18 protein-coding genes are annotated in these 20,000 nt (G+C 38.0%); 9 read left to right on the forward strand and 9 right to left on the reverse strand.

The annotated features are described in order from the left end of the window. Positions 1-613: 613 nt before the first annotated feature. From CSP5_RS05965 to CSP5_RS05985, 5 genes are read left to right on the forward strand one after another with little or no spacing between them, the layout of a single operon-like run. The gene (locus tag CSP5_RS05965) at positions 614-1,282 is read left to right on the forward strand and encodes a DNA-directed RNA polymerase (protein ID WP_148689898.1); all 669 of its coding nucleotides are present in this window, start codon (positions 614-616) and stop codon (positions 1,280-1,282) included. After that, on the forward strand, positions 1,282-1,488 hold the full coding sequence (gene spt4, locus CSP5_RS05970) for a transcription elongation factor subunit Spt4 (protein WP_148689899.1): 207 nt from the start codon (positions 1,282-1,284) through the stop codon (positions 1,486-1,488). The genes CSP5_RS05965 and spt4 overlap by 1 nt, the downstream gene beginning before the upstream one ends. Further along, a complete protein-coding gene (locus CSP5_RS05975; RefSeq protein ID WP_148689900.1) occupies positions 1,469-1,966 on the forward strand; it encodes a GTP-dependent dephospho-CoA kinase family protein in 498 nt (165 codons plus the stop codon). The genes spt4 and CSP5_RS05975 overlap by 20 nt, the downstream gene beginning before the upstream one ends. Beyond that, entirely contained in the window at positions 1,967-2,266 is a 300-nt protein-coding gene (locus CSP5_RS05980; protein WP_021789016.1) for a 30S ribosomal protein S24e, read from the forward strand. Continuing rightward, a complete protein-coding gene (locus CSP5_RS05985; protein WP_077076398.1) occupies positions 2,266-2,427 on the forward strand; it encodes a 30S ribosomal protein S27ae in 162 nt (53 codons plus the stop codon). Before CSP5_RS05980 ends, CSP5_RS05985 begins: the two co-directional genes overlap by 1 nt. Here CSP5_RS05985 and CSP5_RS05990 read toward each other — a convergent pair. Next, positions 2,424-2,726 (reverse strand): DUF2175 domain-containing protein, encoded by a 303-nt coding sequence (locus CSP5_RS05990; RefSeq protein ID WP_021789015.1) that lies wholly within the window; start codon positions 2,724-2,726, stop codon positions 2,424-2,426. The two genes, CSP5_RS05985 and CSP5_RS05990, sit on opposite strands and share 4 nt — an antisense overlap. Before the next feature lie 95 nt (positions 2,727-2,821). After that, complete coding sequence (locus CSP5_RS05995) at positions 2,822-3,994, reverse strand: MFS transporter (protein ID WP_148689901.1); 1,173 nt, start codon at positions 3,992-3,994, stop codon at positions 2,822-2,824. A 109-nt stretch (positions 3,995-4,103) separates the two neighbouring features. On the opposite strand from CSP5_RS05995, the gene CSP5_RS06000 reads away from it, so the two are divergent. From CSP5_RS06000 to CSP5_RS06015, 4 genes are read left to right on the forward strand one after another with little or no spacing between them, the layout of a single operon-like run. After that, positions 4,104-5,204 carry a DUF763 domain-containing protein gene (locus tag CSP5_RS06000; protein WP_148689902.1) on the forward strand — a complete coding sequence of 367 codons (1,101 nt, stop codon included), beginning with the start codon at positions 4,104-4,106 and terminating at the stop codon, positions 5,202-5,204. 58 nt (positions 5,205-5,262) lie between these two features. Next, positions 5,263-10,374: an ATP-dependent helicase gene (locus CSP5_RS06005; protein ID WP_148689903.1), complete on the forward strand. Its 5,112-nt coding sequence runs from the start codon at positions 5,263-5,265 to the stop codon at positions 10,372-10,374. 40 nt (positions 10,375-10,414) lie between these two features. After that, the gene (locus CSP5_RS06010; protein ID WP_077076401.1) at positions 10,415-10,705 is read left to right on the forward strand and encodes a hypothetical protein; all 291 of its coding nucleotides are present in this window, start codon (positions 10,415-10,417) and stop codon (positions 10,703-10,705) included. Then, positions 10,702-11,199: a helix-turn-helix domain-containing protein gene (locus tag CSP5_RS06015; RefSeq protein ID WP_077076402.1), complete on the forward strand. Its 498-nt coding sequence runs from the start codon at positions 10,702-10,704 to the stop codon at positions 11,197-11,199. The genes CSP5_RS06010 and CSP5_RS06015 overlap by 4 nt, the downstream gene beginning before the upstream one ends. Before the next feature lies 1 nt (position 11,200). Here the strand turns inward: CSP5_RS06015 and CSP5_RS06020 are convergent, their stop codons facing one another. The 7 genes from CSP5_RS06020 to CSP5_RS06045 form a co-directional block, all read right to left on the reverse strand. Then, positions 11,201-12,217 (reverse strand): hypothetical protein, encoded by a 1,017-nt coding sequence (locus tag CSP5_RS06020; RefSeq protein WP_148689904.1) that lies wholly within the window; start codon positions 12,215-12,217, stop codon positions 11,201-11,203. Positions 12,218-12,264: 47 nt separating this feature from the next. Then, the gene (locus CSP5_RS09785) at positions 12,265-12,423 is read right to left on the reverse strand and encodes a hypothetical protein (RefSeq protein ID WP_021789007.1); all 159 of its coding nucleotides are present in this window, start codon (positions 12,421-12,423) and stop codon (positions 12,265-12,267) included. Positions 12,424-12,600: 177 nt separating this feature from the next. Next, positions 12,601-15,942 carry a thermopsin gene (locus tag CSP5_RS06025; protein WP_148689905.1) on the reverse strand — a complete coding sequence of 1,114 codons (3,342 nt, stop codon included), beginning with the start codon at positions 15,940-15,942 and terminating at the stop codon, positions 12,601-12,603. Between the two features lie 73 nt (positions 15,943-16,015). After that, complete coding sequence (locus tag CSP5_RS06030; RefSeq protein ID WP_148689906.1) at positions 16,016-16,612, reverse strand: hypothetical protein; 597 nt, start codon at positions 16,610-16,612, stop codon at positions 16,016-16,018. Continuing rightward, a complete protein-coding gene (locus tag CSP5_RS06035; protein WP_148689907.1) occupies positions 16,612-17,913 on the reverse strand; it encodes a DUF58 domain-containing protein in 1,302 nt (433 codons plus the stop codon). Before CSP5_RS06035 ends, CSP5_RS06030 begins: the two co-directional genes overlap by 1 nt. Continuing rightward, entirely contained in the window at positions 17,913-18,881 is a 969-nt protein-coding gene (locus CSP5_RS06040) for an AAA family ATPase (RefSeq protein ID WP_148689908.1), read from the reverse strand. The genes CSP5_RS06035 and CSP5_RS06040 overlap by 1 nt, the downstream gene beginning before the upstream one ends. Beyond that, positions 18,871-19,995, reverse strand: a complete 1,125-nt coding sequence (locus CSP5_RS06045) for a hypothetical protein (protein WP_148689909.1) — start codon at positions 19,993-19,995, stop codon at positions 18,871-18,873. Before CSP5_RS06045 ends, CSP5_RS06040 begins: the two co-directional genes overlap by 11 nt. Positions 19,996-20,000 lie beyond the last annotated feature (5 nt).

A 20,000-nucleotide genomic window follows, 5' to 3' on the forward strand; every position in this document is an offset into this window, starting at 1 on the left:
TATATTCATTGGTTCAATTCGCGGAAAGGATAAAGTTCTTTGTTGAAGGAAAAATGTAGCGTTTTAAAATGTCAGAGAATTATATTCGTATTACAAAGCAGAGATTGCCAAGCCAGGTCAAAGTCGATGGATTTTGGGTCCATTCCTGTTTTGGTTTGCCAGTTAGAATTTGTCCTGACACTAGCGATTCCACCAGTGTTTCCCCATTATTTTTCTTAATTGTACATCGCGTACGTTATGCAGTTAAGAGATCTCGCACTTCTATCTGAAAATGTTTTGGTGGATTTTATGTTTGTTGAATACAACACTTCTAATTTGAGTTTTTCAAAAATAGTACTGGTTTTGTTATATACTTAAAAGGTAAATTGTTACACTGTTCAGTTCAACTTAACAAGAACGTGAGAATGATTTAATTTTTCCCTGAACCATTTCTATCTAATTAACCAATATTGTGATTTGAATTAATCTATCAGTTAACAATGCATATGCTCACTCCAGTAAACCATAGGCAAATGTATCAAAGTAAACCAACATCTTTATTAATTCATCAAATTTATTAACAAAGTAAATATACTCAATGGACACAAGTTACAGATATCTGTGGTGATTTTGATTGTATGCAATTATAGAGGATGAACATCTTGCAAGGGTACCTCCTACCCTACTGGGAGAAAATTATGATAAGGCGATAGAAGAAGTTACAAGGGAAACCCTGCAGGGAACCTTAATAGATTATGTCCCTGACAAGAACTCCAGAGCGGACATGCTAAAATGCTATGTCGTTTCCATTCTGAATATTAAAAAAATAGACTATGGAATTATTGTCCATGGAGATGGCGGTGTTTATCAGAAGATACACTATAAAGCACTGGCATTTATACCAAAGAATAATGAAATAATTGAGGGAATTGTTGTTTCAGTTGTTCCAAAGATCGGAGCTTTCGTCAGATTTGGTCCCTTTGAGGGTTTGCTCCATGTCGGTCAGATTATGGATGACAGAATTGATATGGATGAAAGCCAAAACAGGTTAGTTGGAAAGGATACTAACAGGGATATCAGGATAGGGGATCAGGTAAGAGTAAGAATTGTTATGCTCAACCTGGCATCTTCTTCAGTGAGGGACAGAAGAATAGGATTTACAATGAAGCAACCTGGATTGGGAAAATTACAGTGGTTAGAAGTTCCAGCAGTAGGAAGTAGTGAACCAGCGGCAAAAAAAGTATCAAGAAAAAAACAAAAACCTGAAGACGGTGAAACCAAGGTAAAGGAGAGTGTTCACTAATGGCAGGAAAATCAACCAAGAAGAGGACAATGGCATGCAAAATATGCAAGAAAATATACATGGATTCATCATGCCCACAACACGGGGATTCTCATATGAGCGATGAATGGTTTGGATTTCTCATAATAAATGACACAGAAAATTCAATAATAGCAAAGACAGCAGGAATTACAGAACCAGGAAGATATGCAATTAAGGTCAGATAAGGATTATATCCTTACAGATGAATCCAAACTTTTAATCCAGATAAACAATGGAAAAATAACCACTATTGAAGAAATAAAGGAAGTAGATCAGAGATTTTTATACGCAGTTGGAGACTTCACCTGTGAGCTTTTGGAAAAAAATGGTATTGATCCTCAGATAATGATCTTCGATCTAACAACAAAAAGAGGAGAAAAGTCTTATCCGGACAGACCAGGTTCAATACAGGTAGAAAATCCTCAGGGAATCGTAAGTGGGAAACTTATTGAGATTATAGAGAAAAGTTTCAATGAAAACAAAAGGATCAAAATCAGAATAATAGGAGAGGAAGATCTTGCAGTTTTACCAATAATTTTTTATGCTCCTGTTAATTCACTGGTAGTTTATGGAATTCCTGATGTGGGAACTGGTTCCATAAGGATTGATGAAAGGGTTAAGGAACTAACTAATTCAATATTAGAAAAAATGGAAGTGAAATGAATGAACTTGAAAATTGAGGAAACTAGAGAAAATAAGCTCTTGAAGAGAAAGGAGATCAAATACACTGTTGAGTTTGAAAAGAACAACACACCATCCAGAGAAGTTGTAAAGGAACTTATAGCAAGAAACACAAACTCAAATAAGGAACTGGTCATAGTAGATTTTAATGAACAGCTTACCGGTTTACATGTAATAAAAGGCTATTCCAAGATATATTCAAAAAAGGAAGACGCCATGCTTTATGAACCGGACTACGAACTTTACAGAAATGGTCTGAAAGTAAAGGAGGAGAAGCAATAATGCAGAAGAGAGAGCTTTATAAACTGGAAAACAGTAAGATAGTGAGAGAAAGAAGAAGCTGTCCTAGATGTGGAACAGGGGTTTTTCTTGCAGAACATGAAAACAGATTAACCTGCGGAAAATGCGGTTATACAGAATTCAAAAATAAAAAGAAGAATTAGAGTTCGTCTATTCTTCGTGTAGTTTCTCCAGCGGCCTTTTCTATTTCCTTATATTTTGATTTTTCAATTTCTTTAGATGCTTCATCTTCTGGGCTTATTCTCAGGAGATTTAACAGATGTGTCAATTCTGAATCCAATATTAGAGATAGTGTTCTTAGCATCTCTGCCTTTTCTGGATCTATCGTTTTTCTCTTGGAAGATACAAAACAGTCATAATGCACACTTCCTTTCTTTGTGAAGGTGAACTTCTGACCCGTGTTAACATCTTTGCTGCATTCATAACATTTAAACTGCGCCATACGATGAAAATACATTATGGCATATTAACTGTTTTCACATTTTATTGAATGTAAAGCTGCATTCATTTTTCTTCAATCTTAGTAACAATGGCCTTCTAGCCTGAAACTTTCCTATTATACTTTTTGAAGAAAATAACATAAAGAACCGGATCAAGCAGCGATACAACACCTGCAAAGGAAAACATCAATGTAATGTAACCTGCACTCAATAGAAAACTTCCAAATGTTGTGGAAGCACCGTATGGTAGTCTTCTTGCAATACCAGTGAGGCTGTTTCCTCTTGCCCTTTCCTCAGGTTTGAGCAATTCCATCTGGAAACTCTGCCTGATTGGAAGAGCGAGCTGGTAGAAGCCTGTTCTGATGGCATATATTACTCCAGCTACAATGGGTGGAACAAATGGTATTACTATAAAGAGAACACTTCCCAGCGTTCTGAATATTCCGATGGCATAAATTGCTCCAAAAAAACGCTCCATGTAGGTGGAAAAAACAACAGCAATACCCGCCGCGATGTAGGAACCGGTAAATATTTCCGAAATTATGTATGCCGGTAATCTCACATCATGGAAATACAGTGATATAATCGGTGTTACAACACCAAGACCTACACTTCCGAAAGCACCAGAAAGACCAATTTTTAATATGTTTCCCCCAGATTCCATCTTAATCGTTGGGGTCTTTTCCTTATGTTTCCTGATTTTAGTATCCTCAAGCAATAATGTTATTGCTACAGAAGTTAGATTCAAAACAAGAGCAATTAAAAAAAGCACCTGATAATAATTTGCAATATAAATTTCCAGTAATGCGGATGTAGAACTGCCGGCGATAGCTGCAACAATGGATATAATCATCAGAATGGAATAGATTCTTGTCCTGTTTGCCGGATCTGTTTTATCGGCTACAAATGCAGTTAATATTGGCGCAACAGGACCACCACCTGCACCACCTCCTATTGCACTGAACGTAATGCCAAAAAGTGAAGTGAGAGATATGATTATGAAGTTCCTCGTGAAAAGAAATGATATGAATATAAATGCTGGAAGAACTGACATGAGAAGAAGGGTCTTCTTTCTGCTGTAAAGATCTCCCATGAATCCAGATAATAGCACAAGAACTGAACTGGCAATAGTTGCCACAAGAGCATAGATTCCAACATATATGGTTGAAAAGCCGATGTGAACAAGGAACAGGGGAATTAAGAATGCAATGTACCCAAAATAAAAACTCCTCAATCCTCGTATTAGACCAAGTAAGGGAATCTGCTTCATTACCACGTATTCAAAACAAATATTAGAATATTGATTATCATGAAGTTAAGTATTTATAAAGTGAACATCATCAACAGTAAAAATTCTTATAAGGTGGTTGTAATGTTTAATGGTGACCATAACAAAGAATGGGACCGCCTATCTTCCCTTACACTATGGAAAACCTCCGGAACTTCTTTACAGGAAAATTGTCAGGTTAACTGGCCAGATATGTGAACTGATATCGGAAACTTACGGAACTAAGGAGTTGATATGGAGAATGGCAGACCCTGTTTGGTTTCACTCACTGAGTCTTGTTACGGGATTTGACTGGAATTCAAGCGGAACTACCACTACAACACTTCATGCCCTGAAAGAGTATTCAAATTCTAAGGACCTGGATTTCTTCGTTGCAGGTGGAAAAGGAGTTCACATGAAGGAAAAATCTGGAGACATATCAACCAGATCCGAACTTTTTGCAACCGAGAAAATTCCTGAACGAATCAGAAAAGAAACCGATCTTGCAGCCAAAATCGATGAGAATCTCTTACAGGATACTTATGATCTCTATATCCACAGCGTTGTTCTGGATTATAAGGGAAACTACTCAGTTATTCAGCAGGGTCTGAATTATGAGGAAAAAATGGCCAGAAGATATCACTGGTCTTCTAAACATATAATGGAAAAAATGGAAGAGAGCAGGATGGGAATTAGAACAGATCTGCTTTCTGACAACTGCCTTGATCTCTCAAGCCCCTTAAGCAGAAAATCTAGAGATTCCATGCTTAAAGCAATTAAGGAGAAGCCTAAAGTTTCAAATGAAAACCAGAGGACCCTGGATTATTACAGCGATGAAAAGGTTTTGAATCTTGCCATAAAGGTACCATGGAAAAACCTTGAGAAAATATACGAATTTGAGCCTTCTAATTTTGATGATCTTTTATTTATTCCAGGGGCAGGCAAAAGCACCATAAGGGCACTGTGTTACATAGCAGAGGTTATAACAGGCGAAAAGCCAAGCTATGAGGACCCAGTGAGATATTCCTATGCACTTGGAGGAAAGGATGGGATTCCGAAACCTGTAAACTACGATGATTACGACAGGTCCATTGAGTTCTTTGGAAATCTCCTGAGACAGGGAGGAATGCAGGCAATGGAAAGGGAGAAAATCTTAAAGAGACTCAGCAGAGAAAGAGTCAATTCGGGATCATCCTATACTGTAAAATCCTGAAGTATGTTGCCCAATTGGTAAAAAGCCTTTTATATCTTCTTACGTTGAACCACAGATTATCACGTTTAAACAGACCGACGAAAAAAGAGGAGGTGTTGAAGAACATTTACCATTTCTTGATCCAATCATATCAAAGTGGTTCAATGAAAAATATGATTCACTAACTGTTCCCCAGAAAAAGGTAATTCCTCTAATCCATAAGGGTGAGAATGTGCTTGTTTCCAGTCCAACCGGTACAGGAAAGACCCTGACCGGATTTCTTGCCATAATAAACGAGCTTTTCCTGAGATCAAAGGAAAATGGACTGGAGGATAAGATAGAATGTGTATATATAAGTCCACTTAAGGCTCTTGCAAACGACATAAACAGGAACCTTAACGAACCATTAAAGGAAATTTATAAGATTGCTGAAGAAAGCAACATGAACCTGCCGAAGATCAGGGTTGGTCTTAGAAGTGGAGACACAACACAGAACGACAGGCAGAAAATGCTAAGGAAACCACCACACATATTGATTACAACACCTGAATCACTTGCACTTTCACTCACTGCACCAAAATTCAAGGAAAAGTTCAAGGATGTAAAATATGTTATTGTGGATGAGATACACGAGGTTTCTTCATCCAAGAGAGGCACACTTCTATCGCTGAATCTAGAGAGACTGGAAGAACTATCGCCAGGTTTTGTCAGAATAGGTCTTTCAGCCACACAGGCACCCCTGGATAAAATATCAAATTTCCTCTGTGGATATGAGAATGGAGAACCAAGGAAATGTAACATAGTAGATGTTGATCTGAAGAGAGGTCTAGATCTCATGACACTCACCCCTGTGGATGATCTCACGACTGCAGGTTTTGAGGTTGCAAACGAAAGGATGTATGATATACTTGTAAAACTCATAGAAGAGCATAAAACAACACTAATATTTACAAATACAAGGAGTGCCACTGAACATGTTGCAATAAGATTAAAGGCCCGCGGTATTGATAGTCTTGAGGCACATCATTCATCCCTTGGAAAGGAGATAAGGCTTGGTGTTGAGGAAAAGTTAAAAAATGGTGAACTGAAATGTGTTATTTCGTCAACTTCTCTTGAACTGGGAATTGATATAGGCAGCGTTGATCTTGTAGTGCAGATAGGGAGCCCAAAATCTGTATCCAAGGGACTGCAGAGAATAGGGAGGGCAGGTCACTCCATATCAAAATTGAGTCAGGGAAGATTTGTTGTGTTCAATCTTGACGATCTTGTGGAATGTGCCGTACTCACGAAGGCAGCCTATGATCGTGAAATAGACAGGGTTAGCATTCCAGAGAGTGCACTGGATGTGCTTTCACAGGCTGTGGTTGGAATGTCTCTGGAGAAAACATGGAGTATTGACGAAAGCTACAATCTCATAAAGAGATCATACCCTTACAGAAATCTGACCATGGATGACTATATGTCTGTTATAAACTATCTTGCCGGGAAGATTGAAAATAACACCATTTATTCAAAAATATGGTACGATGAGGAGGAAAAGGTATTCGGAAAGAAGAAGAGCACAAGGATGATCTACTTCATGAATATAGGAACAATTCCAGACGATTCAGATTACAGGGTTATTGATCTCAGTGGCAGGCATCTTGGACAGCTAAGTGACAAATTTGTGGAGAGAATGACAGTTGGGGATATATTCGTTCTTGGGGCGAGAACCTATGCCTTCATTCGCACCAGGGGGAACAGGGTCATCGTCAGGGATGCCACAGGACTGAAACCAACAATTCCCTCTTGGACTGGAGAAATGCTCCCTAGAAGTTATGATCTTGGAACACTTATCGGAAAGTTTCGGGATAATATACAGAAGAATCTTGAGAAGGATGATCTCAGGGAATGGCTAAGAGAAAATTATCACCTTGATGAAAATGGAGCGAGAAGCATCATTTCATATATAAGGGCACAGACCAAGTTTAACGTACCTACTGATAGTCATCTGTATGTTGAAGGATATACAGAAAATGGTTTATACAGTATACTTTTCCTGATTCCTCTTGGAAGAAGGGTCAATGATGCCATATCGAGAGCCTATGCCCAGGCTATTTCCAATACTTATGAAACCAATACAAGGGTTACTGTTACGGATGATGGATTTATGTTAACAGTTGAATCCTCAATTCCCATAAAGAATGTTATAAATCTCATAGATGAAGACAATTTTGTGGATTACGTTAAGAGATCAATAATGAATACAACTGTCTTTAAGGAGAGATTCAGGCAATGCGCCACGCGGTCATTAATGGTACTCAGGCGATACAAGGGTCATGAGGTTTCTGTGGTGATCCAGCAGTTAAGGAGTGATAAGGTACTGAGAGCAATAGAAAATATACCAAACTTTCCAGTGGTAACTGAAACATATAGAGAGATCATGAATGATATGATGGATGTGCCATCTGCACTGAAATATGTTGAAGAAGTTATAGGAAAAGGTCGGTACACTGTAAAGGATTATTCAGAGGTGGCAAGCCCGTTCTCCCTTTCCCTTATTCTGGCAGGCGTATCTGATGTTGTGCTGATGGAGGAAAGGGCAAAACTAATGAAGGAACTGCAAAGCAGGATTGTCGATAGGGTTTACGGAACTGAGTATATGGATTTTAAAATAAAAGATCCAAGAATAGTTGATAATTTTTATAGAAGCAAGGTTCCACCTGTAAACGATGCAGAAAGTTATATGGAGTTATGCAGACACTTTCCTATGGTAGATATCACCAAATCTAGATTCAACTCTCCCTTTCCATATGCTTCTATGGATGTACTTTCCATAGGCAGAGAACTTGTGAAAGAGGATAAATTATGGAGCATCAGCCTCAGGGGACTTTACTGGGTCTCTAAGGAACGTTACGGTCTCTTCAGGGAACTATTCGCAAGGAATCGTCCACTTAATGAGGAAGAAAGGAACGTACTTGAACAGTGCAATGGAAGCACACCAAAGGAAATTCAACAAAATACAGGGTATGAAGAGTCGCAGGTAAAGAACGCTCTACTTGCACTTGAATCACTGTTTCTTGTGAGGAGAAAATTCAAGCGCGATGCATTTTCCTATGAGAAAATTGAAACCTACCCAGATGGAAATTATACAGTGGAGGAACTTTTCTTTGATCTGCTTAATTCCATGGGTCCTATGACCCTTGATGAGATTTCAGTCCGTTTCCCTATTGAAAAGGACAGGATAGTAAAAACACTGGAATTACTGGAATCAAGAGGAAAAATTACAGAAGAGTATGTGACTCCAGTATTTGCAAAGCAATACATTGTTAAGGGAGATCTTGAAAGAATCCTTAGCACAGCGTCTCAGGAACCAACAGCCCTTAGAATAAGCCGTTATATGAGAAAGTTCAAAAACACTGATGAGTATCTTGAAAATCTTGGATTTTATGTGAAGGAGGAATCTGTAAGGGCAAGACTCATTTCTGATGGACAAAATCATAATGAGATCAATATTCCTGTGATTCGGGGAAGATTCTTCAAGCACAGACCTGCTGTCATGGAAAGGAAGCTGGCCATGGCCCTGCAAAAACTGAGAGAATCACCATTGGATGAAAAGGAGCAGAGAATATATGATTTTCTGAAGTTTGGGGCTGTTACACTTGATGCAGTATCCAGAGAAATTAATATAGATCCAAAGGAAGCAAGACAGCTTCTAAGATCGCTGGAACATAGAGTTCTCGTTTCGGAGCAAGACGATACATATTCAAGAATAAACATGGAAAATGACCTTGATAGAAAAAGCGCCATGAAAATTCTCCTAGATCGTTTTGGTCCCCTGACACAGAATGAAATAATGAATTCATTCTGGTTTTATATCAAGGCTGGAGACATGGATGGAATTGAAATGCACTCAGGCTTGCGTGGAACATATTACGGGAAGTTACCAGAACCTGTTGAGGAGAGCATCATGCTTCCCATGGGAGACCCCGTTTCCATTATAACAGGAAGGCTTGTTACAGAGGCAAGCAACCTCAATACCATGTTTTTTGCGAAGAACAATCTGGTATGCATCCTATCACTTGAACAGACACAGGAGGGCATATGGATAGATGATCTAATAGTTGAAAAAGAGGATCTTCTTCAGAGCTTCTTTGATTACCTTAATGAAAGATTTGGTGGAAATGGACTTTCTATTATTTTCACAGGAGTAAGGGAAAACCTATGGGGTATGCTTGAACAGAATGGTTTCATGAAGATAAAGGATGTCGCCATAAGAAGTGGTTCTGAAACAGAACTTTTATACAGTGATGAACTTTTCCAGAGGTCTCTCTACTGCTATTCTCAATCAAGGATGACAAGAAGAACTGTCATGGATTCCATAATGGAGGCCAGGCTTGGTATAAGGGATGCAACGGAAGCATATGCTAATGGTATCAGATCAACCGATGTTGACAGCTATTTCTATTCTGACATACTATTCAATTTCAACGGTCCAATGAATCTCAATTCAAAGGCGACAATGGAAACCATTTCACTTTACAGGACACTGAGGGGAAGAAAGATAGACAGGTTAGAGATGGATATATTAAAGATAATAATGGATTACCCGAAGACTGAGGACGAAGTTCTAATTAATGTTCAGGGGTCTCATGACAGGGCTGTGGCATCCATCAAGGATCTCTGGAACAGATCCATAATATGCAAGGATTCTGATTCAAAATTCAGGTATGTCGTTGAAAAGTTTGAACTTAAGGAATCTGCCACCATTCTGGAAACAAAAATACTGGAATCCTATGGCTTTATAGATTTCCAGCTATTTTCAGAAATCACTGGAAACAGGGATGAACAGCTCTACTCCGTAACCATAGAAAATGTAAGAAAGAGAGATGGGTTAAAAAACTGTATTATCCTTGACAATAAGAGGGCAGTTCTTGTTAATGAAAGATTTCTTGACATGAAGAAAAAGTCTACAAAGCCTTTCATAATAGGACCAAGAGACCTGTTCAGCTACATATTCAGGAACCAGATTAAGAATCAGACCGGGGGGACAAGGAACTTTCTTCTTATAGATAATTTATCAGTAAAGGCATTCGCAACGGTAAAAAGGAACAGGAATGAATTAAAGATAGATGAAATGAGTGGTGAGAAAGAACTCAGGAAAGAATTTATAAAGGAATTCTCCAATTCTGGATACTCAATCAGGTTTTAATTACCAATTAACTTATATCTGAATTTATAATTATTCTGTAATGACCCTGTACTTTAATTTCAATGAGCTATCCATCCTAATTTCCGGCGTAAACGTGGTTGTCTCCCTTTTCTTACTGCTCGTTTCACTCAAGGCGGTGAGAAAGGGTGTCGGAATTATAAAGTACCTGAGTGCGTTTTTTGGGCTGGTACTTCTTGATTCACTGTATATTGTAATAACAAATTTTGGAGTGAACTTCCTGAGTGAATATAATCAGATCCTTCTTGAAATGACTGCACTCATTGTTATGCTGCTATTTTATTCTGGAATGATAAGAGGAAAGAAAAATTGACAGATGAAACTGATCCAAGAACCATCCTGATACATATTATAGAGAGCGAACCTGGGCTTCATTTCAGGGCACTTCAGAGAAAAACAGGAATGGCAGTTGGTCAGCTAGAGTACCATCTTTATAAGCTTGAAAAAGAGGATGAGATCATGATCAGGAAAGATGGTCGGTATAAAAGATATTTCCTCATTGCCTCATCAGACAATACCAGAAAGATTCTAGGATATCACCTGAGAAATAAGGTGAGCAGAAACGTGATAATGCTTTTACTGAGGAAAAAAGAAATGAATCTTGAGACACTCAATGAAAAAATAAAGGATACTCAAAAACTTAATGATGCCATAAAAGTTCTTCTTTCAGATAATATCATTATCAGGGAAAATGATCAGTTCAGCCTCAATAATCCCAGTTCGGTAAAAGAGTATATAAGAAAGAGCAGGAAATCATTCCTTGAAGAACTCTCAGATAGCTTAATAGATATGCTGGATGAGGAATAGATCATTGATTCTTCTTTCTGTACACATATCCTGAACCTATCATAAGCATTCCCACTATGAGACCTATAGAAAGGTAAACTGAGTTTTCAAGAATAATATTCACAACACCACTTTCTATATCCTTCACCGTGATATTCTTAAGTATATTCTGACCCGGGATGGACAAATAGGGATCATATGAAATGTTGGAGTATTTTCCTTTACCTGTGAAAACGTATGTAAGGGCATTTAGGTTCGAACCGTTTGGACCATAATTTAGTGTTTTCATTTCCCTTGCGATTCCATCCATGTAATATGTGCTGTTATAGAGGAAATATATATTTCTGTCCTGATCTATATGTAATCTTATGCCACTGTATAACTGATTCCTTTCAGTCATCCTGGCACCTGTAAAATTCTCCACCCCTATGCCATTTGAATAAGTTGAAAATACCGTTGGAATTATTATACGATATGTACCGCCAAGCGTTGAGTGTATATTCATCTCATAGGTGATTCTCAATGAGTTATTGTTTCCTACAAATATGTTACCGTTAATAGAAGTAACTGTATTATTATCCCTTACCTCGAAGATATTGATCGTCATGTTAATGAAAAGATAACCATAATTTAAGGGGAAAAAGCTCTCAGTTGATTCTGCCATTATACCTGGCATGCTTACTTCAAACACTTGTTCCTGAAGAAAATATGAATATGAAATATTCAACTTTCCTATAACATTTTCCTGGAAAGATTCCTTTACTGGCTTCCCGAAACTTAGATTCGTATTCTTTTCCAGACCATAGTTCATGAAATCTGAAGTATTTATTATAGGATTATGAGTAATTTTTTTAAAGTTAGAATTCAAGTAATGTGGACTGAACAAATCAATGGAAATTTTCTGATCTCCAATTGAAAGATTGAATGCTGGTGATTTATCAAACTGTATCTGCCCGCTACTATGACCATGTGCAATTCCCAAATACGTTGGAGACATTACAAGAATTGCGGCAAAAATTATAATGAAGGCAGATCTCATTTATTCAAATATATGTTACAATATTAAATCTTTATTGGTACAAAGTTTCAGGAGAATTCTTCTTCAAGTTCTATTATTACCTGATTCAACACCTCTTCAAATGTAAGACCCGAATATTCCATTAGTCCCCCTATTTCTGTCCTTAACTTTGCCTGAAATTCATCTCCTTCCTGGAGAAATTCTATGTTACAGATAAGTTCCTGCATAATTATTACCAATGCCTAATGAGTTAAGGTTTATTTAATCATTTCTTTACGATACATACGACTTTTGGCTTCCTATTGCATATCCACAAATGTATTCATTATTCTAAATTAGCATGTTAAAAGTTCCCAGGATTACCTGAAATGATTGATTTTTCAAATAAATACACTTCAGGTTCTTCATTTTTTTGATCTCATGTAGAAGACTGCACTGCCCACTATGAATCCTGTGATCAGTGATATGGCAATGTACAGGATTAACATTACAGGAATTGCAGAACTTTTCTGAAAGCTGATTTCCATGTAAACATTGGAGTGCGTAAGAGAAACTGATCCACTCTTGATTCCACTGTAACCCGAAGGAGTAGTAATTGAATAGGTATAATTTCCCCCTGATAGATTATTGAATGTAATTGTGCTAGAAGTCGAACTTTCAACTGTTCCATCCAGATTAACGGACCATTTGCTGCCTCCTGATAGTCCAGATTCAGCAAAAGTGACAGAATAGGTACTGATAAGTTGATTACTGTAAACATAATCTATGGTTATATTTTGTTCTGGATGAGTCACCTGCACAACAGGTATGTTTGAAGCTTCGTAGCCATAGGCATCCTGTGGGAGGAATTCATATATTCCTGGAACTATATAGAACGATATATTACTTCCTGTTGAAATGAACCCTTCACCTGCAGCTGGAATTGAGAACCCCCAGAGAGTTCCCTGTGGAAGACCGCTTTCCTGAACAGTAATACTGTATAGTAAACTGTATTTCAATGTGAGATTTACCATTGGCCCACTAACGATGAATGCCCCAGAACTATCTCTTACAGACCCCAAATAAAATAGAGGTTCTAGGAGTATTTGTCTGGATTCCAGTGCGATACCTGTTGCAGTGTAACTTCCATTGGGAAGATAGATTGAGGTCCCACTAACTCCAACGGAAAGTATATCATTGTTAATATCAACATACCCAGTTATCTGTCCTTGCTGGGAAAGTGGAAGACCTGTGGCACTCACAGTTGTCCTGTAATAGTATCTGGTAAGTGGTGCACTGTCATATGCATAATTTATGCTTCCATTCAGCAATCCCTGACCATTAAAGACAAATCCAACACCTGTTCCATTGTACATAGTATTACCATTCCCAAAGTAGTTGTAATAATAATTTCCCCCAGTATATCCAGAATCTATTATGCTCCCGCTGAGTACCTGTTCCATGAATGTTACAGATGATGTGACCGATTCTCTCGTTATGTTAAATCTGTTGTGGTATTTTACCTCGCCATCAGTATATAGATTACCATATCTCCCTTCCAGACTTACTATTGGAATCGTGGATGTAAATTCATTGTTATAAATGGTGTTATTGGAACTTGCAACAATAAGACCTATGGGTGCTGCACCAAATAGTGCTCCTGCAGGTATGAGATTATAATTTGAGAAACTGTTATTCCATACATAGATATTTGATTTCATCTCCGCGTTATTGTAAATGAGCATACCAGAGCCTGCACTTTCAATTTCATTGTTTTCAACAAGGCTGTGAGTAACGTTCCACAGCATAAGACCTGCGATGGGTGGAATATTATATTCAGTATAATTTGTGTATGTTAGAGAGGAAAACCATCCAGATATCACGTTGTTTCTTATAATTAAATTGCTTGAGTCATAGAATACAAGCTGAAGGAAGTTTGATGATGTTACACCAAATGATGATAGGAGGTTATTCAGACTAATTGTGTCATAGCTTATCTGGAATGATGGCGCCTGATTATTACCAGAGAAGTTCTGAACAACTGTATATGCAGTGGTGTTTTGTATGAATACACCGTAAAATACAGGATATAAATAATCGTTAACTTCTGAAAATACATTATTCATTCTATCAGGAACACCGGCTTTACTACCTTGAGACAGGGGAATACCACTTACCACGTAGGGATTGCTGTCTGTGCCCTCACCTGATACGCTTATATTTTTTATCTGGCTGTTATCTGAGGCGTAGAAAGGAGTATATATCCCGTAGGAAACGCTGTATTCCAGTTTTATATTTCCAAGGGAATACTGTTTTCCTTCTCTAAGAATCATTCCATTGAAAAATACTGGCTTATGATAACTCATTAAAACCTCAACAGAATATGTACCTGGATTAAGGTACAGATAGAATCTACCATTTTCCTGAATTGGAGAACACTGTGCCGTCTCGTTGTTTATTTTGTTCCCAATTCCAATCATGAGAAAAGCGTTGGATGGGCTTATTGTTCCATTTATGATTGCATATCCCTGCTTACTTCCAGTTATGTTCCAGAGTGGTTCAACAAAGGTCGGTCCTGAATGAAGATGCGCAGTGCTACCCATGAAGTATTCACTGATACCTGTGGATGTTTCACCAGTTTCAGAACCTACATCATATGCCGATCTCACATTACTATAAGTTCCATCACTTTTTTCATATTTGAGCGACATGGTCGCATTCATTTTACTGAATTGTGCGTTAGAGCCACCTCCTTCCCCTCCAAGGATCATTTCCGCATCCATTGGTATAAAGCCATTGTTGGATAGGTTTGTTCCTGTTACAGTATATTCTGGAATAACCATTGATCCTGAACTACTTCCTGATGTTGAATTGAACTGTACCCTGTCATAGGAACCTTTTTGAAGAACGTTTAAACCCTGAGAATTCTTGTGTGAAATAGAGTAATTGAAAAATACAGTATTCTCTCCTCCATAATTTGAGGATGATAGGTACAGATTGAGAGTAAATGGTTCGGATATATTCAGGGTTGGTCCAATATCGTAGTAGAGTACCCCTGGCTCCACAGTCCCATTTCCCGATACTATATCGTTTGACCCCATCACTGCAGTGGGAGAGCTGAAGTTCCAGATGTTATCTATGAATGTTAGTTGGTGGGTAGATGTTGAATAATCTACCACATTCTGAGTCCAGAACTGATATCCTGTATTGCCCCTGATTGTCACGTTGTTCAGTATGGCGTTCAACTGAATCGAAAATGAGTTAAATGAATCTCCATCCATATAAAGCTGTGATGCTGTGTTAATTGAAATCTGTCCATCAAAGCTTCTTGTTGAATATGAGTATGGTGTAAGTTTTCCGCTTTGATTAATTATTCCGTAACTGGCAACACCTATTGGTGCAGGTGCTGATGTATATGATGGAAGATAAATTGTTCCTTTTCTATCTGGTTTCTCGGAAAAATTTGGAGGAAGTTTTGCTATGGCGGGAATCTTCAGTGAATTTAACTTTGATAAAAGACTGCCTTCCATGGATGTCCAGTTGCTTTCAGATGCTATGCTAACTGCTGAGGTGTTCAGTTTGGGTGTCGTGTATTTTAATTCAGAACTATTTCCTAAATTTTCAGCTGAAGTAAACGTTCCAGTGCTCCCTGCATTAAAAGGTTGATGATTCTCAGGGAGGGGATTAATAGTAATGTTTGCCATTGAAAGAATCATGATCAAAGTTAACAAAACTACAATGAGTGAAAATGCAAGTCTCCGTCTCATGACTCAAAATCGAAAATACACTATTAAAGTATTGTGGAACTTAATTGAAAATATTGTCGTTATATTATTCTGATCAGGACTCCTTTTTCACAACAGTTGTAATGACAATGACATAGACTATGAAGAACAGAATTATTGCAGGAATTATGCCTATATCGGCAAATGGGGCTCCCTGGACAAGAAGAATTATTCCTAATCCCCCAAGCATTGACGCAAGAGCAATATAGATAACACTCCTTTCGAAAAAACCCAGTTCTTTCTCTATTTCCTCTCTATCATATCCTGCAGGTATGAGAGGCGTTTCCACCTTGCTGGCCGTCTCCATCGCCATTATTCCTATGGTTGATAGTACCATTAGAACAAGAAAAAATGAGGTGTTGTATGTTCCCTGAGAAGATAGCATTGTTAAGGAAGAGAATGATGAATGAAGATATCCACTTGAGAATATCAATGCTACTGGAACAATGAGTATGGGTAAAAATTTTATTGGTGAAACCTTCTCACTTCCTGTCTTTGCCTTTTGGAACACCGGTATAAGTGAAAGACTGAAAAATAGAAGTATCAATAGATCAAAAACATATCCGATTGAGTTTGAGGATGCCCTGAAAAATATCAGTACATAGATATACCCAAAAAATACTGTGATCAGTAATGTGAGATTGAATCTCATTACCAACCAGCCTCCATTGCAAGTCTGTAGGCTGCTCTTCCCAGAGTTTCATTTACGGGGTCCCACTGTATCAGTCTTCCGGATGTACTGCTTAGTCTGTTTTTTGTTAGGTTATAGTTCTTCACTGAGAAGACCTTACTCAGTCTCGGATCTGTAAATTTGGCTGCAATGCTTTCTGCCCTTATATCCACTATTGTGGGGATAACCTTAAATCTTGAAAGATGTGAAGCTATGGTTTCTATTCTAGATAGATTTCCCCTCTCTAGGCTTGTCATGATCATGACGCTTGGTCTCGTTTCCATCATTATTCTTGTAAGTGAAGAGCCCAGCCCATTGAATTTTTCAGTAACCCACTTCGATTCAAGAAGTAGGAGACTGAGCCTTATCTGATTGAATGTGTCCATTCCCGAAGAGGGAAGAACATACTCATTTCTTTTCAGGTGATTTAGTTTAATAGGCCAGAAACCCACGTTGTAATTTTTAGAGAGCAGGTATTTAGAGCCAGAAAGAACAAGTGTTATGGCATATTCCAGTGGATTTTCAACACTCGAACCCCTTGACATGAAAGGAGAAACGTCCACGTAAAATATGAAATTCTTTAATCCCTCTCTTTCATAGACGTTTACCATTAAGTTTTCCTTGTAGGATGTCTTGGCAGAGCTCTTCCAGTTGATGGTTTTAAATGGATCTCCTGGAATGTATTCCCTAATGGATTCAAATTCGTGGGTTGGTGGACCAGTTCTTGTGACGGAATTTCTAGGCTTAACTCTGTTTGATTTAAGCTGGAACTGGCTTTTCTTAAGCATCTTTATCTGCGGGTCCACTTCAATATTATGATCAACTGGAAATTTCAGCAGTTTTTTTCTTTTGTAACCTATTACCGGCTGATATTCGATAAGAATATCAGTCCAGTTAAATATCCCTCTTCTGGTTGTAACTATGGTATAATCCACTGTTTTTTCCCTTTCATGGAATCCCTTGAAAAAGAGATGCACATTCGTTCCATCGACAATATTCATTTCCGGGAATGTAGGAAGCTTCATGTTTAGCATGCCGAAACCTTTCTTTGCGGAAATTTTTACCCAGATTTTATATTCATCCCCCACCTTTAAAAATTTAGGAATGTCATAATCTATGTCCAGTTTTAGATCCCTCTCCATGTAAGAAAGTAGAAAGATGAATATGACTGGCATAAAAAGAGAACCGAATATTGCTTTCTGTGTTGATATTATTCCAGCAACTGCTATGAAGGCTGAAACTATTGAAAGGATGAGTATCTGCTTGTTCCATATGCTGTTCATCAGTTACCTTTTGGTACTTCCATCTTATCCAAATATTCCTTCACTATGGCTTCAGGACTTATTTCATCCATAACCTGTTCTGGTTTCAGAATGATCCTGTGTGCAAGGCATTCTATTGCCACATTTTTAACATCATCTGGAATTACATAATCCCTTCCATCTATCATGGCCATGGCCTGAGCAAGTCTCATTAGTGAGATGATTCCTCTTGGGCTTGGTCCGGCCATTACTCTCTTATCATCCCTTATTTGTCTGAACTGGGAAATATAACTTGTTATCTCATCACTTACTGTTACTTTTTCCGATGTCTTTTGCAGATCTATGATCTTCGAAGCATCCATAAGCTTAGTTGCCATTGAACTTGGATCATTTGTTCCCCATAATTTTCTTCTTCTCAATATTTCAAGATCATCCTTTGGATAACCGAAAGAAAGCCTGATCATGAATCTGTCCATCTGAGCTTCAGGAAGTGGATAGGTTCCTTCAAATTCGATTGGGTTCTGGGTTGCAATAACGATGAACGGTGGAGGAAGCTTAATCGTTTCTCCCTCAATTGTAACCTGTCTCTCCTCCATGGATTCAAGCAGGGCGGCCTGTGTTTTTGGGGGTGCCCTGTTTATTTCATCTGCAAGTATGAGATTAGAAAATACTGGACCCTTAACCAGTTCAAAGTTTCCGGTGGAAGCTCTCCATATCTTTGTTCCGGTGATATCACTCGGTAGAAGATCTGGCGTGAATTGAATCCTTTTGAATCCTATCCCAAGAACGTTTGAGAATAACTTTGCAACAAAGGTCTTTCCGATTCCAGGATTATCCTGCAGTAGTACATGGCCAGAGGCCATTATTGATGCAGTTATCTTCTTCAGTGGATCACTATCACCCACAAAAAACTTTGATATTTCATTAACTATAGAACCTGATTCCCTCACACTTTCGCTCACTTCTTTTTCTAAGCTGTCATTGTTCATTTTTTTCACCCACTGCTCCCATATATTTCAATAAATTTTCTGTAATATTTTTTCTTCTTGACACTTCATTTTCATAAATCCTGCTATTTCTATTTGCAACTCCAAGCGCGACAGACCTCGGAGGGTTATACTCCATTATCTGCTTCAGCAACCTCAGGATGAAATCAAGATCCATGCCCCTTTCTGTAAGATACTTTGTTGCTGCTATTATAAGCTGTTCTTTTGCCCCTTCATTCTCAAATGTGCTAACCGCCTTCCCCATGTATGATATGTCAGAATAAGATGTGAGATTGGAGACTTTCTCAAATTTGTTAAAAGTTGTTAAATTAGTATCTTCCAGCTTTACGGAAGAGCTTCGGTAAAGCGACTTTACTGCAATAAGTACTCCTATAAGAAGGATAGCTATAAAGAAAACAAGAAAAACGATGGAAAAGGGATTTGGCACAGATTCAAAGTATAGACCCAGGAATAACCCCATTATAAAGAAAAATGTGCCTATAGAACCTCTAGCGTTCACTATTTGTGAGGATAATATTGAATTCTGTTCGTTTTTAGAGTCAAGTCCAAAGTAGAAAAAGGATGTAGCAACCATAGCAAGAAAGGCAAAAAGAAGACCGTATGAAATTGCTAGAACTTTACCTATGTCAGTGAAAAACGCATACAGGATAAGTAAGAGCAGGGAAGTTGTGAAAGGAGTTATGAACATAGCAAATCTTGGCCATGTTCTGTTTACTCCATCTATCTTTCCCATCTTCCTTCCTGTAAAGAAAATTGAAAGTGAGATCATTATGGGAAAAAGAGAGGTTTCAAGTGAATAGTATGATGGATTAACTGAATCCAGTAAGGGTGAAAGAAGAAAGATCCAGAAAAATACAATAAACACAAATGGGAACAAAAGATACCAGAAAGCGTAGTAAATCCCGACTTTTTTTAGTTCCTTAAAGATTCTTCCTATGTCATATGCAAATACCAGAATGTCCAGCAAAATTAACAGAGATGCAGTTATAGAAGGAAATGTGAGATATACAGGAAGAATGAGAATTATACCGATCAGGAACAGGATATAGACAGTTAAATTCTTGCGTGATTTATTCTTTATCTGATTATTTTCCAACAGCA

It is taken from the genome of Cuniculiplasma divulgatum, assembly GCF_900083515.1.
Classification (GTDB): Archaea; Thermoplasmatota; Thermoplasmata; order Thermoplasmatales; family Thermoplasmataceae; genus Cuniculiplasma; species Cuniculiplasma divulgatum.

What these genes read in the sequence shown, in the direction of transcription:
- CSP5_RS06000 (WP_148689902.1), top strand. Translation starts at nt 4,104, where the DNA reads ATGGTGACCATAACAAAGAATGGGACCGCCTATCTTCCCTTACACTAT.
- CSP5_RS05980 (WP_021789016.1), top strand. Translation starts at nt 1,967, where the DNA reads ATGAACTTGAAAATTGAGGAAACTAGAGAAAATAAGCTCTTGAAGAGA.
- CSP5_RS09785 (WP_021789007.1), bottom strand. Translation starts at nt 12,423, where the DNA reads ATGCAGGAACTTATCTGTAACATAGAATTTCTCCAGGAAGGAGATGAA.
- CSP5_RS05990 (WP_021789015.1), bottom strand. Translation starts at nt 2,726, where the DNA reads ATGGCGCAGTTTAAATGTTATGAATGCAGCAAAGATGTTAACACGGGT.
- CSP5_RS05975 (WP_148689900.1), top strand. Translation starts at nt 1,469, where the DNA reads ATGCAATTAAGGTCAGATAAGGATTATATCCTTACAGATGAATCCAAA.
- CSP5_RS06040 (WP_148689908.1), bottom strand. Translation starts at nt 18,881, where the DNA reads ATGAACAATGACAGCTTAGAAAAAGAAGTGAGCGAAAGTGTGAGGGAA.
- CSP5_RS06030 (WP_148689906.1), bottom strand. Translation starts at nt 16,612, where the DNA reads ATGAGATTCAATCTCACATTACTGATCACAGTATTTTTTGGGTATATC.
- spt4 (WP_148689899.1), top strand. Translation starts at nt 1,282, where the DNA reads ATGGCAGGAAAATCAACCAAGAAGAGGACAATGGCATGCAAAATATGC.
- CSP5_RS06010 (WP_077076401.1), top strand. Translation starts at nt 10,415, where the DNA reads ATGACCCTGTACTTTAATTTCAATGAGCTATCCATCCTAATTTCCGGC.
- CSP5_RS05985 (WP_077076398.1), top strand. Translation starts at nt 2,266, where the DNA reads ATGCAGAAGAGAGAGCTTTATAAACTGGAAAACAGTAAGATAGTGAGA.
- CSP5_RS06035 (WP_148689907.1), bottom strand. Translation starts at nt 17,913, where the DNA reads ATGAACAGCATATGGAACAAGCAGATACTCATCCTTTCAATAGTTTCA.
- CSP5_RS05995 (WP_148689901.1), bottom strand. Translation starts at nt 3,994, where the DNA reads ATGAAGCAGATTCCCTTACTTGGTCTAATACGAGGATTGAGGAGTTTT.
- CSP5_RS06020 (WP_148689904.1), bottom strand. Translation starts at nt 12,217, where the DNA reads ATGAGATCTGCCTTCATTATAATTTTTGCCGCAATTCTTGTAATGTCT.
- CSP5_RS06025 (WP_148689905.1), bottom strand. Translation starts at nt 15,942, where the DNA reads ATGAGACGGAGACTTGCATTTTCACTCATTGTAGTTTTGTTAACTTTG.